The sequence below is a fragment of the Streptococcus periodonticum genome (genome assembly GCF_003963555.1).
GTDB lineage: Bacteria > Bacillota > Bacilli > Lactobacillales > Streptococcaceae > Streptococcus > Streptococcus anginosus.
Genome location: NZ_CP034543.1, coordinates 1,069,021 through 1,087,883, shown reverse-complemented (window position 1 = coordinate 1,087,883; position 18,863 = coordinate 1,069,021). Strand labels below are relative to the sequence as shown.

18 protein-coding genes are annotated in these 18,863 nt (G+C 39.1%); 17 read left to right on the top strand and 1 reads right to left on the bottom strand.

The features are described from left to right. Positions 1-199 precede the first annotated feature (199 nt). The gene (locus EHW89_RS05320) at positions 200-1,402 is read right to left on the bottom strand and encodes a cation diffusion facilitator family transporter (protein WP_126467115.1); all 1,203 of its coding nucleotides are present in this window, start codon (positions 1,400-1,402) and stop codon (positions 200-202) included. Positions 1,403-1,556: 154 nt separating this feature from the next. On the opposite strand from EHW89_RS05320, the gene pcrA reads away from it, so the two are divergent. The 17 genes from pcrA (at position 1,557) to pstB (ending at position 18,841) form a co-directional block, all read left to right on the top strand. Then, positions 1,557-3,839, top strand: coding sequence for a DNA helicase PcrA (pcrA, locus tag EHW89_RS05315; RefSeq protein ID WP_126467113.1), 2,283 nt, complete (start codon positions 1,557-1,559; stop codon positions 3,837-3,839). Between the two features lie 19 nt (positions 3,840-3,858). Next, a complete protein-coding gene (locus tag EHW89_RS05310; protein WP_126467111.1) occupies positions 3,859-4,257 on the top strand; it encodes an NUDIX hydrolase in 399 nt (132 codons plus the stop codon). 24 nt (positions 4,258-4,281) lie between these two features. Next, entirely contained in the window at positions 4,282-5,181 is a 900-nt protein-coding gene (locus EHW89_RS05305; protein ID WP_126467109.1) for a helix-turn-helix transcriptional regulator, read from the top strand. Between the two features lie 256 nt (positions 5,182-5,437). Then, complete coding sequence (locus tag EHW89_RS05300) at positions 5,438-7,207, top strand: ABC transporter ATP-binding protein (protein WP_126467107.1); 1,770 nt, start codon at positions 5,438-5,440, stop codon at positions 7,205-7,207. Next, a complete protein-coding gene (locus tag EHW89_RS05295; protein ID WP_126467105.1) occupies positions 7,200-8,939 on the top strand; it encodes an ABC transporter ATP-binding protein in 1,740 nt (579 codons plus the stop codon). The genes EHW89_RS05300 and EHW89_RS05295 overlap by 8 nt, the downstream gene beginning before the upstream one ends. A 125-nt stretch (positions 8,940-9,064) precedes the next feature. Next, a complete protein-coding gene (locus EHW89_RS05290; RefSeq protein ID WP_126467103.1) occupies positions 9,065-10,339 on the top strand; it encodes a DUF2130 domain-containing protein in 1,275 nt (424 codons plus the stop codon). A gap of 9 nt (positions 10,340-10,348) precedes the next feature. Next, positions 10,349-10,483: a hypothetical protein gene (locus EHW89_RS09445; protein ID WP_405194473.1), complete on the top strand. Its 135-nt coding sequence runs from the start codon at positions 10,349-10,351 to the stop codon at positions 10,481-10,483. A gap of 56 nt (positions 10,484-10,539) precedes the next feature. Beyond that, the gene (gene truB, locus EHW89_RS05285) at positions 10,540-11,418 is read left to right on the top strand and encodes a tRNA pseudouridine(55) synthase TruB (RefSeq protein ID WP_126467101.1); all 879 of its coding nucleotides are present in this window, start codon (positions 10,540-10,542) and stop codon (positions 11,416-11,418) included. Between the two features lie 25 nt (positions 11,419-11,443). After that, a complete protein-coding gene (locus EHW89_RS05280; RefSeq protein ID WP_022524375.1) occupies positions 11,444-12,376 on the top strand; it encodes a bifunctional riboflavin kinase/FAD synthetase in 933 nt (310 codons plus the stop codon). Between the two features lie 121 nt (positions 12,377-12,497). Next, on the top strand, positions 12,498-12,899 hold the full coding sequence (locus EHW89_RS05275; RefSeq protein WP_003032553.1) for a Spx/MgsR family RNA polymerase-binding regulatory protein: 402 nt from the start codon (positions 12,498-12,500) through the stop codon (positions 12,897-12,899). Position 12,900: 1 nt separating this feature from the next. Beyond that, positions 12,901-13,185 carry a UPF0223 family protein gene (locus tag EHW89_RS05270; protein ID WP_126467099.1) on the top strand — a complete coding sequence of 95 codons (285 nt, stop codon included), beginning with the start codon at positions 12,901-12,903 and terminating at the stop codon, positions 13,183-13,185. Continuing rightward, on the top strand, positions 13,169-13,942 hold the full coding sequence (locus EHW89_RS05265) for an inositol monophosphatase family protein (protein ID WP_126467097.1): 774 nt from the start codon (positions 13,169-13,171) through the stop codon (positions 13,940-13,942). The genes EHW89_RS05270 and EHW89_RS05265 overlap by 17 nt, the downstream gene beginning before the upstream one ends. Then, positions 13,943-15,244 (top strand): RsmF rRNA methyltransferase first C-terminal domain-containing protein, encoded by a 1,302-nt coding sequence (locus tag EHW89_RS05260; protein WP_126467095.1) that lies wholly within the window; start codon positions 13,943-13,945, stop codon positions 15,242-15,244. It abuts the gene before it with no gap. 108 nt (positions 15,245-15,352) lie between these two features. Continuing rightward, complete coding sequence (locus tag EHW89_RS05255) at positions 15,353-16,219, top strand: phosphate ABC transporter substrate-binding protein PstS family protein (protein WP_126467093.1); 867 nt, start codon at positions 15,353-15,355, stop codon at positions 16,217-16,219. A 21-nt stretch (positions 16,220-16,240) separates the two neighbouring features. After that, positions 16,241-17,152, top strand: coding sequence for a phosphate ABC transporter permease subunit PstC (pstC, locus tag EHW89_RS05250; protein WP_003024154.1), 912 nt, complete (start codon positions 16,241-16,243; stop codon positions 17,150-17,152). Further along, entirely contained in the window at positions 17,142-18,026 is an 885-nt protein-coding gene (gene pstA / locus EHW89_RS05245) for a phosphate ABC transporter permease PstA (protein ID WP_003024156.1), read from the top strand. The genes pstC and pstA overlap by 11 nt, the downstream gene beginning before the upstream one ends. A gap of 11 nt (positions 18,027-18,037) precedes the next feature. Continuing rightward, positions 18,038-18,841, top strand: a complete 804-nt coding sequence (gene pstB, locus EHW89_RS05240; protein WP_126467091.1) for a phosphate ABC transporter ATP-binding protein PstB — start codon at positions 18,038-18,040, stop codon at positions 18,839-18,841. Positions 18,842-18,863 lie beyond the last annotated feature (22 nt).

The following is an 18,863-nucleotide window of genomic DNA, read 5'->3' as shown; positions in this document are numbered from 1 at the left end:
CACTAGGAGTGTCATCTTAGTGAGGGCTTTGGGTTTGATGATTTATTGATTGTGAGAAATGAGGACCAAATTAGTTTGCTTTACTGATAAATTCCTAAAAATTATAGGCTGAGAATATTTTTATCTCAGTCTTATTTTTTATAGCAAAACTCCTTGTTAGCCTTGTGGGAGTGAAATAACAAAGCCGATTTCTATGGAATTACGACTGTTGTTCGCTCTCGTTTTTTCGTGTTTCCTGGTGGAAAATATTTTGCCATGTTTCGTGACGACGCCAAAGGCTGGTATGAATAATCCCGTCTTCTTCATAGCAAATTAGTTTGGTTTTTTGGCTGATAGAAGTTAATTGGAAATTTTTGATAGGAGATTGCTTTCCTTTTTCAATTTGAAATTCTTCTTTGTTCATTTGGCAACCGTCTTGGGAAATGTACACAAATTCAGGCGCTAGTAAGTCCTCTAATTGGCTTCCCTGCTCAACCAATTGTTCTCTCATAAATAACTTTCGATAAACATTGTCCAATATTTCATCTTCAGGGATAGGAGCAGGTTCAATGTGGATGTCAATATCAAAGACACCAAAGCGTTCTTTGAGCATATTTTCAACTTGATCGGCAATTTCGTGACTTTCATAGACAGATAAGTCAGGATTCATTTCTAAAATGAGGTCAAGATAGATGTTGCTACCGTAAGTCCGCCCTCTTTGAGATTTAACACGGGAAATTTTGGGAATTTCTAAAATGGCTTCTTTGTATTCTTTTAAAAGATTTTCATCAAAACCGTCTGATAAACTAAAAGAAGATTCCATGAAAATTTCGTAAGCTGTTTTAAGGATGAAAAAGGTAATAACGATAGCGACCAATTTATCTACAATCGGGAAATTTAAAGCGCTTGCGATGATTGCAATGGTTGTGCCAAGCGAAGTAATAGCATCAGATAAATTGTCTTTGGCAGCTGCGTCGAGTGCTTTAGACTGTGCTTTTTTTGCTAAAGCTTTATTGTAAAAATACACTCCTGTCATGACTAAGGCGGAAATAATCCCGACGATAGCGCCTAAAGGATCAATAGTTGTTTCTTGGCGAGAAATAATTTTTTGAACGGTATCAATCAAAACATCAAATCCGACAAAAAACATGATAAGAGAGGTGACAAGACTAGCTAAGTCTTCAATTTTCCAGTGACCAAATTTGTGGTCCGTGTCAGCTGGCTTGCGTGCCATACGAAGTCCTATCAAAACGGCAATATTAGCAACAATATCCGAAACATTATTAAAACCATCGGCTGTCAAACTGGAGGATTGTAAGACAGATCCGGCAATGATTTTAGCAATGGATAAAACGATATAGGCTAGAATGGCTAAGATAGCACCGCGCTCTGCGAGTTTAAGATTCTTTGCTGGATTATTCATGCGTTTTCCTTTCAGAATGTTTATTATAACGCTTTTTTATTGATTTTTCAAACCTTTATATAGTAAGAAAATAAAACAAAGATTTTCTTTTCTAGTTTAGCTTATGAGTGATTTTTGTTATAATAGAGTCATTGACTTTGAAAGAGGAAAAAAGATGAATCCTTTATTAACTAGTATGAATGACCGTCAGGTGGAGGCGGTTCAAACAACGGAAGGTCCTTTGCTGATTATGGCAGGAGCTGGGTCTGGAAAAACACGTGTTTTAACCCACCGTATTGCCTATTTGATTGATGAAAAGTTAGTCAATCCTTGGAATATCTTGGCGATCACCTTTACGAATAAGGCTGCTCGAGAAATGAAGGAGCGGGCATTTTCCTTAAATCCAGCAACAGAAGATTGCTTGATTGCGACTTTTCACTCGATGTGCGTGCGGATTTTGCGTAGGGAAGCTGACCATATCGGCTATAACCGAAATTTTACGATTATCGATCCTAGTGAGCAACGGACTCTGATGAAACGAATTCTTAAAACGCTCAATTTAGATCCTAAAAAGTGGAATGAACGAGCTATTTTAGGCACGATTTCCAATGCGAAAAATGATTTGATTGATGAAGCGGCCTATGTAGCTTTAGCAGGAGATATGTACACAGAGATTGTGGCGAAGTGCTATGAAATGTACCAAAAGGAACTGCGCCAGTCAGAGGCGATGGATTTTGATGACTTAATCATGCTGACCTTGCGCCTTTTTGATAAAAATCCAGATGTGTTGACTTATTACCAGCAGCGCTATCAATACATCCATGTGGACGAGTATCAAGATACGAACCACGCTCAGTACCAACTAGTTAAACTGTTGGCTTCACGCTTTAAAAATATCTGTGTAGTTGGTGATGCCGACCAGTCTATTTATGGCTGGCGAGGTGCTGATATGCAAAATATCTTGGACTTTGAAAAGGATTATCCTGAAGCTAAAGTTGTTCTTCTGGAGGAAAATTATCGTTCAACTAAGACCATTCTACAGGCTGCTAATGATGTGATCAAAAATAATCGCAACCGTCGACCAAAGAACCTCTGGACACAAAATGCTGACGGTGAAGATATTGTTTATTATCGGGCTAATGATGAGCAAGACGAAGCTCTCTTTGTAGCTAAAACCATTGATGAGCTATCTAGCACATCTGACTATGTCTATCGGGATTTTGCTGTTCTTTATCGAACTAACGCCCAATCTCGGAATATTGAGGAAGCTCTCCTAAAAGCTAATATTCCTTACACCATGGTGGGGGGGACTAAGTTTTATAGTCGTAAGGAAATTCGGGATGTCATCAGCTATCTCAATCTCATCGCTAATACTAGCGACAACATTAGTTTTGAGCGCGTGGTCAATGAGCCCAAGCGGGGAGTCGGACCGGGTACAGTGGAGAAAATTCGTAATTTTGCAGCTGGTCAAGAGATGTCTCTTTTGGATGCTTCTTCGCAGATTATGCTCTCACCTGTTAAGGGGAAAGCTGCTCAGGCTGTTTTTGACTTTGCCAATCTCATTTTGAATCTGCGCGAGCAATTGGACGAATTGACCGTGACAGAATTGGTAGAGCTGGTGCTTGAAAGGACTGGTTACACCGAGCAATTAGTAGCTCAAGCTACGCTGGAAAGTCAGGCTCGGATTGAAAATATCGAAGAATTTCTTTCTGTTACTAAGAATTTTGACGAAGATTCAGAAAATGATACTGAAGAGACTGGTTTAGACAGACTTAGCCGTTTTCTCAATGATTTGGCTTTGATTGCGGATACAGATGATGGCAATCAGGAAAGCTCGGAAGTGACACTTATGACACTGCATGCTGCCAAGGGATTAGAGTTTCCAGTGGTTTTCATCATTGGTATGGAAGAGAATGTCTTTCCACTTAGTCGTGCGGCTGAAGATGAAGACGAGCTAGAGGAAGAGCGTCGATTGGCTTATGTCGGAATTACTCGTGCTGAAAAAGTCTTGTTCCTAACTAATGCAAACTCGCGCCTACTATACGGAAAAACCAACTACAATCGTCCAACTCGTTTTCTCAATGAAATTAGCTCAAGCTTGCTAGATTATCAAGGCTTGGCTCGACCTGCTAATACATCCTTTAAAGCTTCCTATGTGAATGGTAAAACTGTTCAGTTTGGTCAAGGAATGAGTCTCGCTCAAGCATTACAAGAACGCAAGCGGCAAGCTGCACCGAGCAGCATTTCCTCTAGCCAGTTGCCATTTGGTAAGAATGTAGCTGCTAATCAGCCGACTATTGATTGGGCCATCGGCGATATTGCTCACCATAAAAAATGGGGAGACGGAACGGTATTGGAAGTGTCAGGCAGCGGTAGTAGCCAAGAATTGAAAATCAATTTCCCAGAGGTTGGATTAAAGAAACTGTTGGCAAGTGTTGCACCAATTGAGAAAAAGTGAAATCTAAGGAACTACTGCGATGAAATATTCCATTGAAGCCTGGATTTATAACCCGATTGCTAAGGAAATTTTGCTCTTAAAAGTTAAAACTGAACAACTTTCTTTCTGGCAACCGATTACTGGTGGCATTGAAAATGGTGAAAGTTCTGAAATAGCTTGTATTCGTGAGATTTTTGAAGAAACTGGACTGGAAATCGAGCTAACAGAACTGTTGCAAGTCGGTCATCACACAGTTGTTATTGATGAAGACTTGACTATTTTAAAAACACTTTTTCTTGTGAAAACAAAGCAAAAAGATATTCATATTTCTGATGAGCACATTGATTTTATGTGGACAGAAGTTAAAAATGTGCCTGATATATTGTACTGGCAGAGCAATCAAGAGACTTTTCAAAAGGTTTTAGAGAAATTGAGATAAGGTGTTCATGGAAAGGCACGGTCTATGACAGAGAGTAGATTATTTAGAATAGTGTATGTTCTTTTAGAAAGGGATAACGTTACAGCGAAGGAGCTGGCAGAACAATTTGAAGTATCTGTTAGAACGATTTATCGAGATGTTGACCGACTTAGCAGCGCAGGTATTCCAATTTACACGACACAAGGCAGAGACGGAGGCATTCGACTGACGGAGGATTTTGTACTAAATAGTTCTTTGCTTAATCAATCGGAAAAAGAGCAACTGTTGGTTGCTTTACAAGGATTAGGGGTTACGGGTCTTCTGCATGAAAACGAGCTTTTGACCAAACTATCGGCTTTATTTAAATTGAACCAACCAAACTGGATAGAAGTAGATTTTACCAGCTGGTCCAATAGCAAGAAATATGAAGAGCTATTTCAGAATTTGAAAAATGCAATCATCAGTAAGCAAGTGATTTCCTTTTCTTATGTTAGCAACAAAGAGGAATTCACCCAGCGTCAAGTAAAACCAGTTCGCCTGTTTTTTAAAGGACAATCCTGGTATCTTCATGCATTTTGCTTAGTCCGAAATGATTTTCGTTATTTTAAACTTTCTCGCATAAGCCAGCTAAAGCTTTTACCACAACATTTTGCAGATAACTTTGACAATGTTAGCTTGGAAAAAGAAGCGCGATTAGAAGAGGTCGTACGAGTCAAGCTGAAATTTAATAAAAAAGTTGCTTTCAGAGTATATGATGAACTGGATTGTCCAGTCAAAGAAGATGAGCAAGGAAATTTGTATGTAGATATAGAAATTCCAAATGATTATAGTCTGTACTGCTATATTCTCTCTTTTGGAGACAATGTGGAAGTGCTGGAGCCAACAAAGATTCGTGTGCAAATAACAGAAATGATTGAACGTATGGCACAAAAATATAAAAACTGATAGCAGTGTCTACTTTTTCAAGCTTCATTTGACTTTATTTCCAACCTCGAAAGGTTCCCCAAACCTTTCGAGCTGTGTGGAGGTGGGATAGAAATCAGGTTTCTACGAAACTACTGATTTCTGTCTCACTTTTTTATTTTTGTTTGACATTAGAATTGTCAGAATTTATAATATAAGTATAAATTAAATGACAGCATATCATGAATTGTTTGACTAGGGTTCTTTATTTGTTTTTTAGGAGAAAGAAGGGATTTGTATGAAGAAAAAGTCGGTTGTATCTTGGATACTGGAATTTGTCTCTCTTCACAAATTTTATTTTATTGTTAGTCTTGTTTTTGCCTTTTTATCTGTTTTATGCGGATTTTTGCCTTATTTTTTTGTAGGAAATATCATCAATCAGCTCTTACAAGGCAATCGAGATTGGAATTTTTATGTTCTTCAGTCCATTTGGATAGGACTGGCATGGATAGCACATTGGGGATTTCACGGGATTTCGACGCTCTTGTCTCATACAGCAACCTTTAAGATTTTATCAGAAATGCGCTATCGTCTGACAGAGAAATTGGCCAAATTGCCTCTGGGAACGGTTTTAAGTCAATCTTCTGGAACTTACAAAAATATCATTGTTGAGCGAGTGGATGCCACAGAAGTAACTTTGGCACACTTAATTCCTGAGTTTACATCCGGGCTATTTGGTCCCTTTATTATCTTAATTGCCATGTTAGTGATTGATTGGCGCCTAACCATGCTTTCGCTTCTGACAATCCCGATTGTTATCTTAGCTTATGGGAATATGCTACGCAAGAGCGAAGGTGATTTTGAAAATACAGTTGAGAAAACGAAGAAACTCAACGATACAGCAGTAGAATACATCAATGGGATTGAAGTCATCAAGGTTTTTGGAAAAGAGAAATTTTCTTACGATAAATTTGTCAAGGCTGCCAAAGAAGGAGCTGATTGCTTTATTGAATGGATGCGCAAGTGTGTAGTTGAAATGGGCATTGTTACAGCTTTCTTACCGTCCGGTTTGCTCTTCTTGCTCCCTTTTGGCACCTTCTTTTACCTGCAAGGGAGCCTAACAGCTAGCAACTTTATTTTACTAATCATTCTGTCTCTTAGTCTTTTGACACCTTTAATTTTAGTAGCTTCCTATATGGATGATCTACGGAAAATTGCGACGATTTTTGGTGAAGTGATTGCTATTTTGGAAAAAACTGATTTGCCTCGTCCGACAGAATTAACGGACATTCCAAAGGGAACAGAACTTCAAATGATAGATGTTAGTTTTGGTTATTCAGATGAGGAAGAAGTATTGCATAGTATTTCCTTAACGATTGAGCCTGATACAGTAACTGCTCTTGTCGGCCCTTCTGGCTCAGGGAAATCTACGATTGCTAAACTTCTAGCTTCTTTCTGGGATGTCAATTCTGGTAGTATTACCTTTGGTGGCGTGGACATTCGAAACCTACCTCTTGATTATTACAGTCGTCAGATTGCCTATGTCACACAGGATAATTACCTTTTTGATGAAACGATTATGGAAAATATCCGTATGGGTAATTCCGCTGCTTCGGATGAAGAAGTGATTGACATTGCTCGCAAGTGCGGCTGCTATGATTTTATTAGTAATTTAGAAAATGGTTTTGAGACCCGTGTTGGAACTGGTGGTAATCATTTATCTGGTGGAGAACGACAACGGATTGCAATTGCACGAGCTATGCTGAAAAACGCACCAGTCATTATTTTGGATGAGGCAACGGCTTATACCGATCCTGAAAATGAAGCTCTCATTCAGTCTAGTTTAGCTCGTTTGATAGAAGGTCGTACGCTTCTGGTCATTGCTCACCGTCTTTCAACGATTGCAAGTGCAGATCAGATTGTCGTAGTTAATGACGGACGTATTGAGGCAAAAGGAAAACATGCAGATTTGCAGAAGACTTGTCCGCTTTATGCTTCTATGTGGCAAGCTCATATAGCAGTAAAAGATAGCGATAAAATGACGGAAGGAGGATTGGCAGATGCTTAGTACATTGAAAAAATTCTTTGATTTTTGTACGGAAGAAGATCGTAAAAAATTCTATACTTCTGTTTGTTTAGGGGTTTTAAAAGCCTTTATCGTTGCTTTTCGGATTCCAGCTATTGGGTTGGTTGTTATGGCTATCATTAACAATGATGTTTCTATGCAGACTGTAGGGCTCTCTCTTGGAATGATGCTCTTGTCTGTTATTCTTAATATTTTGATTAGCCTGAAAGTTACGATGTTGCAGACAGAAGCAGGCTATCATACATGTACTCATAAGCGGATTGAAATTGCTGAACACATGCGCTACCTGCCAATGGGGTATTTTAATCAAAATAGTCTGGGACAAATTACCAGCGTTACAACCAATACACTTGAAAGTCTAGCAGATGTTGCTACTCGGGTTGTTATGATGACGTTGGAAGGATTCCTAATGGCAGGAACTATTACGGTTTTTGTATTTATCTACGATTGGCGAATTGGTTTGATCTTGTTGGCAGGATTGATACTGTTTCTCTTGCCAAATGGATTGATGCGTTGGCAAGCTGGGAATGTATCAGAAGCTAAACAACAAGCTGATACAGATTTGGTAGCAATTGTACTGGAATACAGTCAAGGGATTGCGGAAGTAAAGAACTATAATATTGTTCAATCATCTGCTAAAAAGCTATCGCATGCTATTGAGAATAAAAGGCATTTAGATACAAAGCTGACTTGGGTTACCTCGCCTTATATCGCTCTGCAAGGGATGATTACCAAGCTGACTGGAACGATTATGGGACTGTTCTCTATTTACTTTTACCTAAAAGGCAGTATGAACCTTTTGATTTGTATCATGATGCTCATCAGTGCTTTTATGATTTACGAAAGTCTGGATGGAGTTGGCAGTTTTTCTTCTCTTCTTCGCATTGTTGATTTATCAGTTGATATGGTCAACAAAGTTTTGTCGATTAAACCAATGGATATTAGCGGAAAAGATTTGCAGCCAAAAACCAGCAATATCAAGCTGAATCATGTCAATTTTTCCTATGAGAGTAAGAAAATTATTGATGATGTATCGTTGGATATTCCAGAAAAGACGACGACAGCTCTTGTGGGACCCTCTGGCTCTGGAAAGACAACTCTTTGCAATCTCATTGCTCGTTTCTGGGATATAGAGAGTGGCAGTATTAGCTTAGACGGTCATGATGTGAAAGAATACAGTTATGACAGCCTTATTCGTAATTTTAGTTTTGTTTTTCAAACGGTCTATTTGTTTGAAGATACCATTGAAAATAATATTAAATTTGGAAATCCAGACGCTAGTCATGAAGAAGTTGTCGCTGCTGCAAAAAAAGCTGCTTGTCATGACTTTATCCTGTCTTTGCCAGAGGGGTATCAGACCAAGATTGGTGAAGGCGGAGCCAGTCTCTCTGGTGGAGAACGGCAGCGGATTTCCATTGCTCGTGCCATTATCAAGGACGCTCCAATTATCATTTTGGACGAAGCAACAGCTAATGTCGACCCTGAAAATGAAGAAGCACTCATGCAGGCTATTCATTCTTTGACAAAGGATAAGACTATTATTATGATTGCTCATCGACTAAAAACGGTAGAACGTGCCGATCAAATTGTTGTTCTTGATAAAGGACGCATTGTTGAGCAAGGAAAACACCGAGAGCTGCTTGCCAAACAAGGCTTGTACAGTAGATTTATTCAGGAAAGACGCAGTGCTGCTAGCTGGCGAATACAGGCTTAATTTACAAGCAAAAGGATTGTTGTTCATGTGCAACGGTCTTTTTTATATTTAAGCTGTTGATTTAAAATAACCATAAGAAATGGTATAATAAGATGTTATAAAGAACGATCAATGAAGAGGTGTCCATGAACGAAATCAAATGTCCCAACTGCGGGGAAGTCTTTACAGTCAACGAAAGTCAATACAGCGAGCTCTTGGCTCAGGTACGGACGACAGAATTCGACAAGGAAATTCATACTCGAATTGAGCAGGCATTAGCTTTAGAAAAACAAAAGGCACAGAATGAGCAACAGCAGGCCTTAAGTCAGAAAGAATCTGAAATCCAGGAACTCAAGGCGACTATTTCCAATTTTGAATCCCAAAAGGAGCTGATAAAAAAGGATACAGAGCAGGCTTTGTCTGGAAAACTATCGGATAAAGAAAAAGAATTGGTAGAGCTACAAGCCCAAATAGACCGTCTTCGACTGGAACATCAAAATGAACTGCAAGCGTCGCTGACAAATATTGAAAAAGAACGCGACCAAATCCAAAACCAGCTTTTGTTGCAAGAGAAAGAAAATGAATTATCCCTTGCATCTGTTAAACAAAATTATGAAGCACAACTTAAGGCGGCCAATGAGCAAGTAGAATTTTACAAGAACTTTAAAGCACAACAGTCTACTAAGGCGATTGGAGAGAGCTTAGAACACTACGCTGAAAGCGAATTTAACAAGGTTCGCAGTTTTGCATTCCCGAATGCTTACTTTGAGAAGGATAATCAGGTTTCTGCACGAGGATCCAAAGGGGATTTCATTTTCCGTGAGTGTGATGAAAACGGAGTAGAAATCATTTCTATTATGTTTGAAATGAAAAATGAAGCGGACGGTACGGAGAAGAAGCATAAAAACGCTGATTTTTACAAAGAATTGGATAAGGACCGCAGGGAAAAGAAATGTGAGTATGCTGTTTTGGTAAGCATGCTGGAAGCAGATAATGATTATTTCAACACTGGCATTGTTGATGTTAGCCATGAGTATGAAAAAATGTATGTGGTTCGTCCTCAATTTTTTATCCAGCTCATTGGACTTTTACGCAATGCTGCGCTCAATTCTCTTAAATACAAGCAAGAGCTGGCTCTGGTTCGAGAGCAGAACATTGACATTACCCACTTTGAAGATGATTTAGAAACCTTTAAAGTAGCCTTTGCTAAAAATTATAATTCAGCTTCTAAGAATTTCAATAAGGCAATCGAAGAAATTGACAAAGCCATTAAGCGAATGGAAGCTGTCAAACAGGCACTTCAGACATCAGACAATCAACTGCGCCTCGCCAACAACAAACTGGATGATGTCTCCGTTAAGAAACTGACCCGCAAAAATCCAACCATGAAAGCTAAGTTTGAGGCGTTGAAGAACGACTAGGAGGAAACGATGCAGATACGACAAGCAATCTTGAAAGACATAGAAGCCTTGCTACCCCTCTATGAAGATTTAGGCCATCCGACGACTGTTTCTAGTCTGACTAGATATTTAAATACAGCTTCATTACGGCTCTTGTGGGACTGAAAGAAATAAAGAATTTAATCAACTACTAATAGAATTTTTAGCAGAATAAGGAATCAATGAACGGAATTATCAATTTAAAAAAAGAAGCTGGAATGACCTCGCATGATGCGGTTTTTAAACTGCGTAAAATTTTAGGAACTAAAAAAATCGGTCATGGTGGTACTTTGGACCCAGATGTGGTGGGTGTCTTGCCCATTGCAGTCGGAAAGGCAACGCGATTAGTAGAATTTATGCAGGATGAAGGCAAAATCTATGAGGGAGAAGTTACTTTAGGTTTTTCGACAATGACAGAGGATGCTAGTGGGGAGCAGATTGCTTTCAGCCCTGTGACGGAAATATTGGATGAAAACTTAGTGGATCAAGTCATTGCTAGTATGGTTGGAGAGCAGACTCAAGTGCCGCCTATGTACTCGGCTGTCAAGGTCAATGGGCGAAAACTCTATGAGTATGCTCGATCTGGAGAGATAGTAGAGCGACCAAAGCGTCAGGTGACAATTTATAACTTTGAGCGGACAGGGGCTATTGTCTATGAAGGCGACTTGGCACGTTTTCCTTTTCGGGTTAAATGCAGCAAGGGGACTTATGTGCGAACGTTGGCAGTTGATTTAGGAGCGAAATTAGGATATGCTTCCCACATGTCTCAACTGACTCGAACTGCTGCGGCTGGCATGGCTTTGGAAGAAGCTTTGACTTTAGCAGAAATTGATGAGAAGGCGAATAAAGGAGACTTTTCATTTTTGCAGCCCATTGAATTTGGCATAGGAGATTTACCTAAGGTAAACCTTACGGAAGAGCAGGTTGAAGAAGTGCGATTTGGACGCTTTATTCATGTAGATACCAAGGCAGAACAGGTGGCTGGCTTTTATCAAGGGAAATTACAAGCCATTTTAGAAAAGCGCGACAAAGAATATAAACCTAGAAAAGTATTTCTTTAAAATTTTGTGATAAAATAGTTAAGTGATGAAAACGATTAGAATAAAAAATGAAAAAGACATTCAGCAAATTGAACACACAGTATTAGTGCTAGGGTATTTTGACGGGTTACATAAAGGACATCAAGCTTTGTTTGCTGAAGCGAGAAAAATGGCAGCAGAAAAGCATTTGAAGATTGCAGTGCTGACATTTCCAGAATCTCCCAAATTGGCCTTTGTACGCTACCAGCCTTCTTTAATGCTTCATTTGACTAGTCCAGAAGATCGCTTGCAGCAAATGGAAAATCTTGGTGTAGACTACCTTTATTTGATTGATTTTACCAGTCAGTTTGCTCGTAATACGGCTGAACAATTTTTTACAAAATACGTCTCGCGTTTGAAAGCAAAAGTTGTCATTGCGGGATTTGATTACCATTTTGGTTCAGATCGAGGCAATGCAGAAGATTTGGAGAAACTATTTGACGGACAAGTTATCGTAGTTCCTTCTGTAAATTTCAATGGAGAAAAAGTTAGTTCAACTCGCATTCGAGAAACAGTACTAGCAGGAAATGTCGCCGAAAGCAATCAATTGTTAGGCTATTCGTTATCCACTAGAGGAATTGTCGTTCATGGCAATGCAAGAGGGCGAACGATTGGCTATCCAACAGCAAATCTTGCTCCGCTAGATCGGGTTATTTTACCAGCCGATGGTGTCTATGTGGTTGATGTAGAACACGATGGAAAGATGTATCGCGGGATGGCTAGCGTCGGCAAAAATGTCACTTTTGAAGGAGATGAACTTCGTTTTGAAGCCAATATTTTTGAGTTTTCACAAGATATTTACGGTGATACTATTCGTATTTTTTGGTTGGATAAAATCCGAGATATGGTAAAATTCGACAATGTGGACGAACTAGTCAAACAATTGCAAGCAGATGAGGAAATCGCAAGATATTGGATTCCTGAAAATGATAACCACTAAATCATGTATTAAGCTTCTTATTTTTCCTAAAAAAATAGGAGAAAATTTGTAAAAATACCTAGTAATCTTACATAAAATTTAGTATAATGATAACAGTTACAAATAATAAGAAGAGAAATGCATGGTTACACTATTTTTATCACCGAGTTGTACAAGTTGTCGCAAGGCGCGTGCATGGCTATCCAATCATGAAGTTCCTTTTGAGGAGCACAATATCATGACTAGCCCACTGTCTGCACCAGAATTGCAACATATCCTTTCTCTGACGGAGAATGGGACAGATGACATTATTTCAACTCGTTCAAAAATTTTTCAAAAATTAAATTTAGATATTGAAAGTTTATCAATTTCCGAATTGCTTCGTCTAATTGAGGAAAATCCAAGTCTTTTACGTCGCCCGATTATTCTGGAAGACAAGCGAATGCAAATTGGATTTAACGAAGACGAAATCCGTGCGTTTTTGCCTCGCGGATATCGAAAACAGGAATTGCGCGACGCAACTCTAAGAGCTGAGATTGAATAATATGAATAAAAACTATCGTTACCCACTAGACATGTCGTGGAGCACTGAAGAGCTTGCTTCAGTGCTTTCTTTTTTGAATGACGTTGAGCAGGCTTATGAAGCGAAAATAGCAGCCGAAAAAATATTGGCTTCTTATCAACTATTCAAAAAAATTGTTCCAAGCAAAGCTGAAGAAAAGCGTATCGGACGTGAATTTGAAACAGCGAGTGGCTATTCTCTCTATCGAGCCGTTCAAGCTGCAAAACAAAAGGAGAAAGGAATGTTTTCTCTTGGAAAAGAAATTTAATTTTGCTAAGCAAATTGTACTGAATGCGGCTTCTTATATCAAAGAGCATTTGGATGATCAATTAGAAATCGAAACCAAGTCCAGTCCGACTGATTTGGTAACTCAGATGGACAAAGAAGTTCAGGATAATTTAGTAACCTGGATTTTAGAAACCTATCCTGCGGATCACATTTTAGCTGAGGAAAATGGCTTGCGTCATTCTATTTCGGATGGCAATGTTTGGGTTATCGATCCCATTGATGGCACGAATAACTTTGTAGCACAAAAAGCAGATTTTGCTGTTGTTCTGGCTTATTTTGAAAATGGCATTGGTCAATTTGGTGTCATTTATGATGTGATAGGAGATAAATTGTATCACGGCGGTGGTCAATTTGATGTCTATTGCAATGAGCAGAAATTGCTTCCCTACCAAGATCGCCCTTTAAATCAGTTTTTAATGGCATCAAATGCTGGTATTTTTGAGCGCAATGATTGGGGAATTGCGGATTTGGCAAAAGAAACCTTGGGCGTTCGAGTGTACGGAAGTGCTGCGATTAGTTTTAGCAAGGTTTTATCAGGACAACTGTTGACCTATATTTCCTATATTTGGCCTTGGGATTATGCTGCAGCTTCCATTATGGGAGATAAGCTAGGCTATACGACATTGACATTTGAGGGTGAGGAGCCTGATTATGAAAGCCATCAGGGGATTATGATGATTCCAACTATGAAATTAGATGAAATTAAAACATACATATATCGAAAGCGAGAGGATTAAATGCATTTTCCAAAAGGATTTAAAGAAAAGTACAACAATCTTTTGGGAGAGGAGGCTCCCTCTTTTTTTCTAACTTTCGATGAGGAGCCAGTTTCCGCTTTTCGGGTCAATCCATTAAAAGAGCAGCAAAAAACTTTTCCAAATCCTATTCCAAATACGAACTGGGGTTATTATGGCAAAGTTTCTGGAAAATCAATAGAGCATGTCACAGGCTTAGTCTATTCACAAGAACCTGCTGCGCAAATGGTTGCCCAAATTGCAGCACCACAACAGAATATGAAAGTACTTGATTTAGCTGCAGCGCCGGGTGGGAAAACCACTCATTTATTATCATACTTGAATAATATAGGTATTCTTGTTTCCAATGAAATCAATCCAAAACGATCTAAAGTGTTAGTAGAAAATATTGAGCGATTTGGAGCGAGAAATGTTGTGGTGACAAATGAATCAGCTGGCAGATTAAGTCAAGTCTTTCAAGGTTATTTTGACTTGATTGTCTTAGATGCACCATGTTCTGGTGAAGGAATGTTTAGAAAGCAGCCAGAAGCAATGGAGTATTGGAGTGAATCTTATCCTGCTCAATGTGCACAGCTTCAACGTGAGATATTGGAAGATACGATAAAAATGTTGGCGACGAATGGTGAGTTGATTTACTCCACTTGTACTTGGGCACCAGAAGAAAATGAAAAAATAGTTGACTGGCTGTTAGAAAACTATCCACTTGAATTAGTTGAAATTCCAAAAATCAATGGCATGGTGGCTGGTATTCAGTTTTCGGAAACAGCACGCATGTATCCTCACCATTTCAAAGGGGAAGGGCAATTTGTTGCAAAATTTCGTTTTTGTGGTGAGCAGTCAGCTAAAAAGATAAAGACAAGAAAAAGCTGTTTGACATCGGAGCAGAAGATGTTGTGGAAAGAGTTTCAAAGAGAACATCTTGCCATAGAGCTAACTGGAGAGTTACAGACTTTTGGTGAACATTTATATCTATTGCCACTAGGTCTTCCAGATCTATCGAAACTTAAAATTGCCAGAAATGGTTTGCACCTAGGTGTTTTTAAGAAAAAACGATTTGAACCGAGTTTTGCTTTGGGACTGACTTTAAAACCAAGTGAAGTAAAGCACATAATTGAAATTGATGAAGAGCAGTTTAAAAAGTACGTTGCCGGGGAGACAGTCAATCTCCATCAGAACACTGCAAATGGTTGGTATCAAGTTGTTGTCCAAGGTAATGGTTTAGGGTTTGCAAAAGTGACTGGAAATATTCTGAAAAATTATTTTCCAAAAGGTCTGAGATTTTAATAAAAAATCTTTCCAAATGTCTAAAGATATGCTATAGTGAGATTAGATGTGAACAGATTAGGGAAATCTTAGAATGAAAATGCTTTCACATCTGAAAAGGAGTTTCATGTGATTAAACACAAAAAAATGCTTTGGGCAGTCACTCTCGTGATTTGCAGCATTGGTCTTTCAGCCTGTTCTTCCTGGATTAACCGCGGTGAGGCGATAACAGCAGTTGGCTCAACAGCTCTACAACCGTTGGTTGAAGCAGTTGTGGATAAATACACCGAGGAAAATCCGAAAAAAATTGTAAATGTGCAAGGTGGAGGATCGGGAACTGGATTATCACAAGTCCAATCAGGTGCAGTAGATATTGGAAATAGCGATTTATTTGCAGAAGAAAAAAGTGGTATCAATGCTAAGACTTTAGTTGATCATCAGGTCGCTGTTGCAGGTACTGCTATCATAGCAAATAAAGGCATTAAGATAAACAACTTAACCACAGAGCAGCTACGTAAAATTTTTACTGGTGAATATACGAACTGGAAACAAGTTGGCGGACAGGATTTGGAAATTACCATCATCAACCGTGCCGTTGGTTCTGGTAGTCGAGCAGTTTTTGATAGTGTTATTATGAATGGCAAGGAAGCCAAGCAGGCGCAGGAGCAGGATTCTAACGGAATGGTCAAAACAATTGTTTCACAGACTCCAGGTGCCATTTCTTACTTAGCTTTTTCTTATGTGGACACGAGTGTGAAAAGTTTAAACTTGAATGGCTACAAGCCAACGAAGAAGAATGTGACAACGAACAACTGGCCTATTTGGTCTTATGAGCACATGTATACTAAGGGAGAACCTAACAAATTAGCTAAAAAATTTCTAGAGTATATGATGACAGCAGAAGTCCAAAATAATATTGTTGGTAAAATGGGTTACATTCCTATCAACGACATGAAAGTGACTCGTAGTCTTGACGGAACTATCAGCTCAAAGTAAAAGAAAGAATTTAGGAATAACATGAACGAAGTAGCAAAAAAAATGCTGACAAAGTCAAAAAACTCTCGTTTAGAAACATTTGGAAAAACCATTACTTTTCTTTGCATGAGTTTAATTGTTTTTGTCGTTGCAATGATTTTATTATTTGTAGCGGAGAAAGGACTTTCGACTTTCTTTGTTAATAAAGTAAACATCTTCAGTTTTCTTTTTGGAACAAGGTGGAATCCATCCGGTAAGGAATTCGGTGCTTTACCAATGATTCTGGGATCTTTCCTCGTAACTCTCCTATCAGCTTTATTAGCAACACCATTTGCAATTGGAGCAGCTGTTTTTATGACGGAGGTTTCCCCTAAAGGCTCAAAAATTCTGCAACCAGCTATTGAACTTCTAGTCGGAATTCCATCGGTTGTGTATGGATTTATTGGATTACAGGTAGTTGTTCCCTTTGTTCGCAGTATCTTTGGTGGAACAGGTTTTGGAATCTTATCAGGAATTTTTGTTCTTTTTGTCATGATTTTACCAACGGTGACCTTTATGACAACAGATAGCCTGCGTGCTGTACCGCGGCATTATCGAGAAGCTAGTATGGCAATGGGAGCGACTCGTTGGCAAACGATTTGGCGTGTGACGCTAAAAGCAGCTCGCTCAGGTATTTTTACGGCTATTGTCTTTGGAATGGCTCGTGCCTTTGGTGAAGCTTTGGCGATTCAAATGGTTGTCGGAAATTCAGCGGTTATCCCAACTTCTCTGACAACACCTGCTGCAACCTTGACCTCTATTTTAACAATGGGAATTGGAAATACCGTTATGGGAACCGTTAATAACAATGTCTTGTGGTCGCTTGCTCTGGTTCTGCTTTTGATGAGTTTAGCCTTCAATACTGTGATTAAATTGATTACAAAGGAAAGAGGTAAGAAGAACTATGCACGCTAAAAAGATGGATAAATTAGCAACAGGCGTCCTCTATACCATTGCAGGAATCATTGTTGCTATTCTTGCTTCCTTGATTTTGTACATTTTAGTAAGGGGCTTACCTCATGTTTCGTGGAAATTCTTGACGGGACAATCGTCTTCATACCAAGCGGGCGGCGGAATTGGAATTCAGCTCTATAATTCATTGTTTCTGTTAGTTATCACCTTGATTATTTCCATTCCTCTATCAATGGGAGCAGGGATTTACTTATCTGAGTATGCAAAAAAAGGTCCGGTAACAGATTTTGTCAGAACCTGTATTGAAATTTTATCCTCCTTGCCCTCTGTTGTTGTGGGTCTCTTTGGATATTTGATTTTTGTTATTCAATTCCAATATGGTTTCTCAATCATTTCTGGTGCTTTGGCTTTGACTGTATTTAATCTGCCACAGATGACACGTAGTGTGGAGGACAGCTTACAGCATGTACATCATACACAGCGTGAGGCTGGGCTTGCTCTTGGCATCTCTCGCTGGGAAACGATCGTCCATGTCGTCGTTCCAGAAGCGTTACCAAGTATTGTGACGGGGATTGTATTAGCTTCTGGGCGTATTTTTGGGGAAGCTGCTGCGCTTATCTATACAGCAGGTCAGTCTGCCCCAGCACTTGACTGGTCAAATTGGAATATTTTCAGTGTAACTAGCCCAATTTCTGTTTTCCGCCAGGCTGAAACTTTGGCTGTTCACATTTGGAAAGTCAATAGTGAAGGAACGATTCCTGATGCAGTAGAAGTGTCAGCTGGATCAGCAGCAGTACTTCTTATCTTTATTTTAATCTTTAACCTTGGAGCTCGTAAGCTCGGAAGTTATCTGCATAAGAAATTAACATCTGCCTAAAAGGAGAAGAAATGACAGAATATAACTGGAATGAAAAACATATCGTTACTTTTTCTGAGGAAGAGGTTGTTTTATCAACGAAGGATTTGCATGTTTACTATGGTAAAAACGAATCCATTAAAGGGGTTGATATGCAGTTCAAGAAAAATAAGATTACAGCTCTTATCGGGCCTTCAGGTTCTGGTAAGTCAACCTATCTTCGCAGCTTGAATCGGATGAATGATACGATTGACATTGCTAAGGTCACTGGTGAGATCTGGTATGAAGGTATTGACATTAATCGCCCAGATATCAATGTCTATGAAATGCGGAAGCATATCGGAATGGTCTTTCAAAGACCAAATCCTTTTGCCAAATCTGTTTACCGCAACATCACCTTTGCGCATGAACGTGCCGGTGTTAAGGATAAGAAAATCTTAGATGAAATTGTAGAAACATCTCTAAAACAAGCAGCTCTGTGGGAACAGGTAAAGGATGACCTTCATAAATCTGCTTTGATGTTATCAGGCGGTCAGCAGCAACGTCTCTGCATTGCCAGAGCCATTTCCGTGAAGCCAGAAATACTTCTAATGGATGAACCTGCTTCTGCACTTGATCCAATCGCAACAGCACAGTTAGAAGAAACGATGTTAGAGTTGAAGAAGAACTATACTATTATCATCGTGACCCACAGCATGCAGCAAGCGGCGCGTGCGAGCGATTATACTGGTTTCTTCTATCTTGGTGATTTAATCGAATATGATGAAACAGCCAATATTTTCCAAAATGCTAAGTTACAGTCTACGAATGACTATGTTTCTGGTCATTTTGGCTAAGAAAATTGCTGCTTAATTAGAA

Excerpts from the sequence above, each read along its gene's own strand:
- EHW89_RS05300 (WP_126467107.1), top strand. The coding sequence starts at position 5,438 with ATGAAGAAAAAGTCGGTTGTATCTTGGATACTGGAATTTGTCTCTCTT.
- EHW89_RS05290 (WP_126467103.1), top strand. The coding sequence starts at position 9,065 with ATGAACGAAATCAAATGTCCCAACTGCGGGGAAGTCTTTACAGTCAAC.
- pcrA (WP_126467113.1), top strand. The coding sequence starts at position 1,557 with ATGAATCCTTTATTAACTAGTATGAATGACCGTCAGGTGGAGGCGGTT.
- pstC (WP_003024154.1), top strand. The coding sequence starts at position 16,241 with ATGAACGAAGTAGCAAAAAAAATGCTGACAAAGTCAAAAAACTCTCGT.
- EHW89_RS05305 (WP_126467109.1), top strand. The coding sequence starts at position 4,282 with ATGACAGAGAGTAGATTATTTAGAATAGTGTATGTTCTTTTAGAAAGG.
- EHW89_RS09445 (WP_405194473.1), top strand. The coding sequence starts at position 10,349 with ATGCAGATACGACAAGCAATCTTGAAAGACATAGAAGCCTTGCTACCC.
- EHW89_RS05270 (WP_126467099.1), top strand. The coding sequence starts at position 12,901 with ATGAATAAAAACTATCGTTACCCACTAGACATGTCGTGGAGCACTGAA.
- EHW89_RS05280 (WP_022524375.1), top strand. The coding sequence starts at position 11,444 with ATGAAAACGATTAGAATAAAAAATGAAAAAGACATTCAGCAAATTGAA.
- truB (WP_126467101.1), top strand. The coding sequence starts at position 10,540 with ATGAACGGAATTATCAATTTAAAAAAAGAAGCTGGAATGACCTCGCAT.
- EHW89_RS05275 (WP_003032553.1), top strand. The coding sequence starts at position 12,498 with ATGGTTACACTATTTTTATCACCGAGTTGTACAAGTTGTCGCAAGGCG.
- EHW89_RS05295 (WP_126467105.1), top strand. The coding sequence starts at position 7,200 with ATGCTTAGTACATTGAAAAAATTCTTTGATTTTTGTACGGAAGAAGAT.
- pstB (WP_126467091.1), top strand. The coding sequence starts at position 18,038 with ATGACAGAATATAACTGGAATGAAAAACATATCGTTACTTTTTCTGAG.
- EHW89_RS05260 (WP_126467095.1), top strand. The coding sequence starts at position 13,943 with ATGCATTTTCCAAAAGGATTTAAAGAAAAGTACAACAATCTTTTGGGA.
- EHW89_RS05310 (WP_126467111.1), top strand. The coding sequence starts at position 3,859 with ATGAAATATTCCATTGAAGCCTGGATTTATAACCCGATTGCTAAGGAA.
- pstA (WP_003024156.1), top strand. The coding sequence starts at position 17,142 with ATGCACGCTAAAAAGATGGATAAATTAGCAACAGGCGTCCTCTATACC.
- EHW89_RS05320 (WP_126467115.1), bottom strand. The coding sequence starts at position 1,402 with ATGAATAATCCAGCAAAGAATCTTAAACTCGCAGAGCGCGGTGCTATC.